The organism is Acidimicrobiales bacterium, from assembly GCA_036273495.1.
GTDB lineage: Bacteria > Actinomycetota > Acidimicrobiia > Acidimicrobiales > JAJPHE01 > DASSEU01.
In genome coordinates this window covers 1-7,504 of the sequence record DASUHN010000298.1, presented here as the reverse complement: position 1 = coordinate 7,504, position 7,504 = coordinate 1, and the positions used below count along the sequence as shown (strand labels likewise).

The window sequence follows — 7,504 nt, the reverse complement described above, 5'->3', positions numbered from 1 at the left end:
TGGCGGGTCGTGCCGGCCGGGTTCGTCAGCGCCGACGAGGGCACCGGCCTGGTGCACATCGCCCCTGCCTTCGGAGCCGACGACTGGGCCCTCGGGCGGGCGGAGGGCCTGCCGGTGCTGAACCCGGTGGGCCCCGACGGTCGCTTCACCGACGCCGGCTGGCTCACCGGCCGGTCGGTGCGCGAGGCCAACGAGGAGATCGTGGCCCGGCTGGCGGCCGACGGGCTGCTCGTACGGGCCGAGCCCTACCTCCACTCCTACCCCCACTGCTGGCGCTGCGGCACGGCGCTGATCTACTGGGGAAAGCCCTCGTGGTACGTCGCCACGTCCCGGCACAAGCAGGAGCTCCTCGACGCCAACGAGACCGTCACCTGGCGGCCCGAGCACATCAAGCACGGCCGGTTCGGGGAGTGGCTGGCCAACAACATCGACTGGTCGCTGTCCCGCGACCGCTACTGGGGCACGCCGCTGCCGGTGTGGCGGTGCGAGTCCGGCCACGCCCGCTGTGTGGGCTCGTTGGCCGAGCTGTCCGAGCTGGTCGGGCGGGACGTCTCCGGTGTCGATCCGCACCGGCCCTACATCGACGAGGTGACCTTCGCCTGCCCGGACTGCGCGCTGCCGGCCCGGCGGGTCGAGGCGGTGATCGACGCCTGGTTCGACTCGGGATCGATGCCGGCGTCCCAGTGGGGCTACCCGTACGCCCCCGGCTCGGAGAAGGCGTTCCGCCTTCCCGCCGACTTCGTGTGCGAGGCGGTCGACCAGACGCGCGGCTGGTTCTACTCGCTCCTCGCCGTCAACACCCTCGTGTTCTCGTCGGTGCCCTACCGGGCCGTCCTCTCCCTGGGCCACCTCGTCGACGCCGACAGCCGGAAGATGTCCAAGAGCCTCGGCAACGTGGTCGATCCGTGGTCGATCCTCGACACGCGCGGCGCCGACCCGCTGCGGTGGTGGATGTTCCACCAGGGCTCGCCGTGGACGTCGACCCGCACCAGCTTCGAGGCCATCGACGCGTCGACGTCGGACGTGCTCATGACGCTGTGGAACACCTGGAGCTTCTTCTCGACCTACGCCGGCCTCAACCGCTTCGACCCCGACGACCCCGCCGTGCCCCCGCGGCCGGACCGGCCGCTCTTCGACCGGTGGCTCGAGGCCCGGGTCGACTCCGCCGTCGCCGACGTGACCACCGCCCTGCGGGACTACCAGCCCCTGCAGGCGGCGAACGCCCTGGGACAGCTGGTCGACGACCTGTCGAACTGGTACGTCCGCTGCAACCGCCGGCGGTTCTGGCGCACCGACCCCAACCTCGACCAGGCCGACGGGCTGGCCGCCCACGCCGCCCTGCACGACGCCCTGGTGACGGTGGCGCTGCTCCTGGCCCCGTTCTGCCCGTTCCTGGCCGAGCGGATGTGGTCCCAGCTGACCGGAGCGGGTGAGGAGGCGTCGGTGCACCTGCAGAGGTGGCCCGGGCCCACCTCCGATGGCGCCGACACCGACCTGACGGCGCAGATGGACCTGGCCCGGCACCTGGTGTCGCTCGGTCGGGCCGGCCGCTCTCAGGCCGGGGTGAAGGTGCGCCAGCCGTTGCGCCGGGCTCTCGTCGCGCTGCCGCCCGACAGCCCCGAGCTGCTGGCCGCGCTGGTGGCCGAGGAGCTGAACGTGGACGAGGTCGTGGTGGCCGACCGCATCGGGGAGCTGTTGTCCTTCGAGCTGGTGCCCGACTTCCGGGTGCTGGGACCGCGGCTCGGGGAGCGGGTGAAGGAGGTTCGCCCGGCCCTCGCCGGCGCCGATGCCCAGGCGCTCGTGTCCGAGCTCGAGCAGGGCCGCCCGGTGCGCCTCGAGCTGAGCGGAGGCCCGGTTGAGCTCACCGCCGACGAGGTCGAGGTCCGGGTCAGGGGACGGGAGGGCTTTGCCGTCTCGAGGGAGGGCACGGCCGCGGTGGCGCTGGACCTCGACATCGACGACGAGCTGCGCACCCGCGGGATGCTGCGGGACGTGATCCGCCAGGTGCAGTCGCTGCGCCGGGACGCCGGGCTGGAGATGTCCGACCGCATCGAGCTGTGGCTCTCCGGCGTGGACGAGCTGCGCCCCCACGCCCGGCTGATCGCGAGAGAGGTGCTGGCGGCGCGGGTGGAGTTCTCCGCCGGGGAGCGCCCGGCCGTGCCCCTGGAGCTCGACGACGGGCGGACGGCCTCCGCCGCTCTCACGCGCGCCCCGTAGAGCGGGGCCCGGCGGCGGTCGGGATCCTCAGGACCCCGAGCCCCTCCTCGTGCCCGTGCCGCCGGTCGACTTCTTGGCCGCGGTCTTGCCGGCCGCCTTCTTGGTCGTGCCGGCCCGGGTGGCTCCGGTCGCCTTGGTGGCGGCCTTCTTGGCGGGCGCGGCCTTCGCGGCTGTCTTCTTGGTGGCGGCCGCCTTGGCGCCTGTCGTCTTCGACGCCGCGCTCTTGGACGCCGCGGACTTGGACGCCGCCGACCTCGACGAGGTGGTGCGCGCCGCCGACGTCTTGGCCGCGGTCGTCCTGGTGGCCGCCTTCTTGGCCGGGCTCGCCTTGGTCGCGGCCTTGCGGGGCGCCGCCTTCTTCACCCCGGCCGCCTTGGACGTGGCCCGCGACGCCGCCGTCCGGCCCACCCCCGTAGCGGCGGCTGCCGCCGGGGCCGCTTCTTCGGTCGGGTCCGGCACCGGGGCCTCGGCGAGGACATCCTCGGCCCGGCCGCCGGCGCCCGCTTCCGCCTGGGCCAGCAGGCCGGTGGTGGCGGAAGCGGCGGCGGGCCGGTCGGCTTCCGGCTCCTGGCCGTCCCCGTCCTCGTCGACGTCCTCGTCACCGAACGGGGCTCCGACGAGCACGGCCTCCCGCGTCGGGCCCGCCTCCTCGGTGGCCGGCTCGGCCTCGGCGCCGGTGGGCCCGAGCACGGTGATCGACTCCGTCACGACCCCTTCGGACGCCGGGGCGGCGGGTTCCGGCGTCAGCTCCTCACGCGGCAGGCTCACGACGCGCACGCCCTGGCGGCGCGACATCCGCGAGAAGGCGATCAGGACCGCGGCCGCCGCCACGCTGCAACCGATCGAGATGTAGATGGGGACGAGCGAGTCCTGGATGAAGCCGATGATCAGCATGACGGCGCCGACCAGGACCAGGAAGATCGTCAGAAGCAGGAGCACGGGCACCACCATTCCGGGAGTGGGCGTCGGCGAACCGGGGCAGTGTAGGCGCGGGCCCACCCCGGTACCGGGAGCCGGAGGAGTCCCTTCCGGGAGCCCGGCGGCCTCCGGGCGGCCCCGGGCGGGGCCTTCGGGAGCGGGCCCGTCAGGGGCGGCCTCAGATCAGGCCGGCCAGGATCTGCAGCCCCACGAGCACGATGAACGGGGACAGGTCGAGCCCTACCGCCCCCATGCGGACAGGGGGCAGGATCCGTCGTACCGGCCCCAGCACCGGCTCGGTGACCGAGTACAGGAACTGGTGGACCGGCCCCAGGGCCGAGCCGGGGGACATCGGGAACCAGCTGAGGATGATCCTCCCGAAGATGAGGATCACGTAGAGCTGGATCAGCCAGTGGACGATCTGCACGGCGCGGACCGGGGCTAGGCCCGGTACAGCCCCCGCTCCTGCAGGCGGCGCTTCTCCTCGGCCGACACCTCGACATTGGACGGGGTGAGGAGGAAGACCTGCTCGGCCACCTTGTCCATCGATCCGCCGAGGGCGTAGGTGCACCCGCTGCAGAAGTCGATCATCCGCCGGGACAGCTCCCGGTCGGCGTTCTGCAGGTTGACGATGACCGGCTGGTTGGCCTTCAGCCTGTCCCCTATCTCCTGGGCGTCGCTGAACTGGCCCGGCGCCACGACGTGGACCTTGGCCGTCTGGGTGGGCGTGAGCGGGCGGACCACGGCGGGCCGGGGCGCGGGCGCGACCGCCGGCGGAGCCTCCTCGGTGACGTGGAGGGTCCGTATGCTGCCTCCGGTCTCGGGAGGCGCCGTGTACGAGCGCGGCGCGGGGCGCGTCGGCGCAGCCGGCGGCGGCGCTGGGGCCGCGACCGGCTCCTCGTACGCCTCGTACTCCTCGTACTCGTCGTCGACGAGGCCCAGATAGACCATCGCGCGGCGGACGAACGAAGCCATGTTCCTCCTCCCTTCGGGACTCTATCGTCCCAGGCCAGGTGCTCCCGGGCGCGGACCGAACAGCGCCGTGCCCACGCGGACCATGGTCGAGCCCTCCTCCACGGCCACCTCCAGATCCGCCGACATACCCATCGACACCTCGCTGAGTCCGAGCCGGCGCGCCTCGCTCGCCAGCCACCGGAAGCCCTGCCGGGCGTCCTCGGGCGGGCCCGGGGGCCCCACCGCCATCAGCCCCGCCACCGCCAGCCCGAGCGAACGGGCCTCCTCGACGAGGCCGGCCGCGGCCGGCCGGGCCACCCCTCCCCGCCCCGGGCCCGAGAAGAGGGCCACCTCGACCAGCACCGTGGCGCCGGGCCGGAACGAGGCGATGCGGCGTGCCTCCTCGGCCCGGTCCACCGACTGCCACACCGCCACCAGCGCCGCCAGCTCGGGGACCTTGTTGCGTTGCACGGCGCCGAGGAAGTGCCACCGGCGGGGGGAGCCGGAAGGCAGCTCGGCCTCCTTGGCCAGCAGCTCCCGGGCGTAGTTCTCGCCGACGTCGAGGACGCCCGCCGCCAGCGCCGAGCGCACCGCCTCGGCGCCGTGGCCCTTGGTGACCGCCACCACCTCCACCCGCTCGGGACGCGCCGTGGCGGAGGCGATCCGCCGGCGCACGACGGCCAGGGCCTCGGCCACCGACTCCGGGGAGGGCACGGCGCTCGGCTCGGCTCGCGCTTCAGTCGCGCCAGACAACGAGAGCCTGGCGTTCGGCGTCCTCCCGGGCCCGGTACGAGTACAGGTCCGGGGAGCAGGCCGTGCAGACGGGAGAAGAGAACACGACGTCGATGCCCGCCGAGTCGGCCGCGGCCGCGACCGCGGCCGGCAGGTCGAGGGCGGAGGTGCCCCACGACGTGCGACCGCCGACGGGCCGCCCGACGGCGCTCTCGACGGCTCCGAGTTCGGACGCGCCGAACTCGTAGCACTCGGCGTGGATGCAGGGTCCGAGGGCGCCGGTCACGGCCCGGGCGCCGGCCCGGCGCATGGCGTCCGCCGCCGCCTGCACGACCCCGGCCACCACGCCGCGCCATCCGGCGTGCACCGCCGCCATGACCCCCTCGGGGCTCGCCAGGGCCAGCGGGGCGCAGTCGGCGGTGAACACGGCCAGGGCCACGTCCGGGCCCGGCGCCGCCTCCGGCGGGGGCGAGACCAGCACGTCGGCCTCGAGCCCCTCGACCACCCCTCCCGGCGTCACGACCACGACGTCGGCGCCGTGGACCTGGCGCAGCCACGCCCAGGGCCGGTCGATCACCGCCCGGCGGCGGACCGGGGCGTCAGCCCCGGCACCAGGTCCCAGATCCCCCTCGGCCCGCCCGGTCCACACCGCCCGGACCCCTCCCGGGAGGGCGACTACTTGAGGAATGACGGGACGTCGAAGTCGTCGTCCCCGAGGTCGACGTCCGGCTCTCCCGCGAGGCCCCGCGACGCCGAGATCCCGGCCAGCCGGCGATCCTCGGGCGAGCGCTCCTCCCACCGCTCGAAGCCGGCCGCGATGACGGTGACCCGCACCTCGTCCCCGAGGGCGTCGTCGATGACGCTGCCGAAGATGATGTTGGCGTCGGCATGGGCCACGCCGTGGATGATCTCGGCCGCCTCGTTGACCTCGAACAGCCCGAGGTCGCTGCCGCCGGCAATGTTCAGCAGGATGCCGCGTGCCCCTTCGATCGACGCCTCGAGCAGCGGGCTGGTGATGGCGGCGCGTGCGGCGTTCACCGCCCGGCCCTCACCCGACGCGGTGCCGATGCCCATGATGGCGGTACCGGCGTTGCTCATGATCATCTTCACGTCGGCGAAGTCGGTGTTGATGAGACCCGGGGTGGTGATCAGGTCGGTGATGCCCTGCACGCCCTGCAGGAGCACCTCGTCGGCCATCTTGAAGGCGTTGACCATCGACGTCTTGTCGTTGGAGACGGTCAGCAGGCGGTCGTTCGGGATGATGATGAGGGTGTCGACCTTCTCCTTCAGCTTCTGGATGCCCGAGTCGGCCTGAACGGCGCGGCGCCGCCCCTCGAACGAGAACGGCCGCGTCACCACGCCGATGGTCAGCGCGCCGAGGCCCTTGGCGATCTCGGCCACCACGGGGGCGCCACCGGTGCCGGTCCCGCCGCCCTTGCCGGCGGTGATGAAGACCATGTCGGCGCCCTTCAGCACCTCCTCGATCTCGTCCCGATGCTCCTCGGCGGCGGCCCGGCCGACGTCGGGGTCGCTGCCGGCGCCCAGTCCCCGGGTGAGCTGGCGGCCGATGTCGAGCTTGACGTCGGCGTCGCTCATCAACAGCGCCTGGGCGTCGGTGTTCACGGCGATGAACTCGACTCCCTTGAGCCCGGCGTCGATCATCCGGTTGACGGCGTTGACACCGCCGCCGCCGATGCCGACGACCTTGATCACCGCTATGTAGTTCTGCGATCCAACCGCCATGTGGTGTCGGGCCCTTCCCGTCAGCGCCTCAACCTCTACTGGAGGTTGATAGTTATGTCAACCTGAGGCGAACCGAGACACCGTACGGCGTGCTCAACCGCGGGTCAAGACCGGCTGACCGGCCACCCGCAGATCGATGGTCTTCACGCCCGACAGGTCGACCTCGGACTCGAGGGTGGCCAGCGCGGTCAGCTTGGACGTGAGGTCAGCGGGTGGCCCCAGGTCGACGACCGCGCCCCCGGCCAGGTCCAACGCCACTCCCCCGCCGGCTCCCACGGCCAGCGAGACGACCGGGGCGGGAACGCCGGGCCCGGGCCGGGTGAGGGCGGTGAGACCGCTCGCCACCGCCAGGGGCGCCCGGGCCTGCGCCGCCATCCGGACGCCGGGTCCGGGCACCGCCCCGGTCCAGGTCAGCACGATCAGGCCGGGAGCCCGGGTGTCGGCGACGGCCAGCACCCGCCCGGTGCCGTCGAGCACGGCCCAGCGCGACCCGTCGGCCACCTGGGCCACCGGGGTCCGCTCCACGACGGTCACGACCAGGGTCGACGGCCACGACTTGGCGATGCGGGCCTCGGCCACCCACGGCAGGCGCTCGACCCGGCTGGCCACCGTGGCGGTGTCGACGCTGAGGAGGGGCCGGTGCAGGGCCACCCGGGCGGCGGCGTCGACCCGGGCGACGCCGGAGTGCGCCGCCCCCCGCACCTCGATGTAGGAGACCCGGAACCACGACATGTGCAGCACGACGACCGCCAGCACGATCGCCATGGCGAGGGCCAGCGCCCCGATCAGCACGCGCAGGCGCCGGCGACCCTGATGGCGCGTGACGGCTATCCGGCGCTGCCGGATCCGGGGGTCGATCCGGGGGACGTCCGGCGCCGGCGGCCGGCGGGGCGGGGTGAGGGTCTTCATCCGGGGCCGACTCTCATCCGAACCCGACCAT

General features: G+C 73.6%; 8 protein-coding genes. 1 reads left to right on the top strand and 7 read right to left on the bottom strand.

The genetic code is table 11. The annotated features are described in order from the left end of the window. Positions 1 to 2,217 (top strand): class I tRNA ligase family protein (locus VFW24_12710; protein ID HEX5267625.1); only part of this gene is annotated, 2,217 nt, incomplete at its 5' end. Between the two features lie 27 nt (positions 2,218 to 2,244). Here VFW24_12710 and VFW24_12705 read toward each other — a convergent pair. The 7 genes from VFW24_12705 to VFW24_12675 all read right to left on the bottom strand — a co-directional run bounded on the left by VFW24_12705 (position 2,245) and on the right by VFW24_12675 (position 7,473). Next, a complete protein-coding gene (locus VFW24_12705) occupies positions 2,245 to 3,156 on the bottom strand; it encodes a hypothetical protein (GenBank protein HEX5267624.1) in 912 nt (303 codons plus the stop codon). Positions 3,157 to 3,313: 157 nt separating this feature from the next. Next, positions 3,314 to 3,562: a YggT family protein gene (locus VFW24_12700; protein ID HEX5267623.1), complete on the bottom strand. Its 249-nt coding sequence runs from the start codon at positions 3,560 to 3,562 to the stop codon at positions 3,314 to 3,316. Positions 3,563 to 3,576: 14 nt separating this feature from the next. Then, positions 3,577 to 4,110: a cell division protein SepF gene (sepF, locus tag VFW24_12695; protein ID HEX5267622.1), complete on the bottom strand. Its 534-nt coding sequence runs from the start codon at positions 4,108 to 4,110 to the stop codon at positions 3,577 to 3,579. Between the two features lie 21 nt (positions 4,111 to 4,131). Next, complete coding sequence (locus VFW24_12690; protein HEX5267621.1) at positions 4,132 to 4,803, bottom strand: YggS family pyridoxal phosphate enzyme; 672 nt, start codon at positions 4,801 to 4,803, stop codon at positions 4,132 to 4,134. A gap of 22 nt (positions 4,804 to 4,825) precedes the next feature. Then, positions 4,826 to 5,470 carry a polyphenol oxidase family protein gene (locus tag VFW24_12685; protein ID HEX5267620.1) on the bottom strand — a complete coding sequence of 215 codons (645 nt, stop codon included), beginning with the start codon at positions 5,468 to 5,470 and terminating at the stop codon, positions 4,826 to 4,828. Between the two features lie 26 nt (positions 5,471 to 5,496). Next, on the bottom strand, positions 5,497 to 6,564 hold the full coding sequence (ftsZ, locus tag VFW24_12680; GenBank protein HEX5267619.1) for a cell division protein FtsZ: 1,068 nt from the start codon (positions 6,562 to 6,564) through the stop codon (positions 5,497 to 5,499). A gap of 93 nt (positions 6,565 to 6,657) precedes the next feature. Beyond that, entirely contained in the window at positions 6,658 to 7,473 is an 816-nt protein-coding gene (locus VFW24_12675; protein HEX5267618.1) for an FtsQ-type POTRA domain-containing protein, read from the bottom strand. Between the last annotated feature and the right edge of the window lie 31 nt (positions 7,474 to 7,504).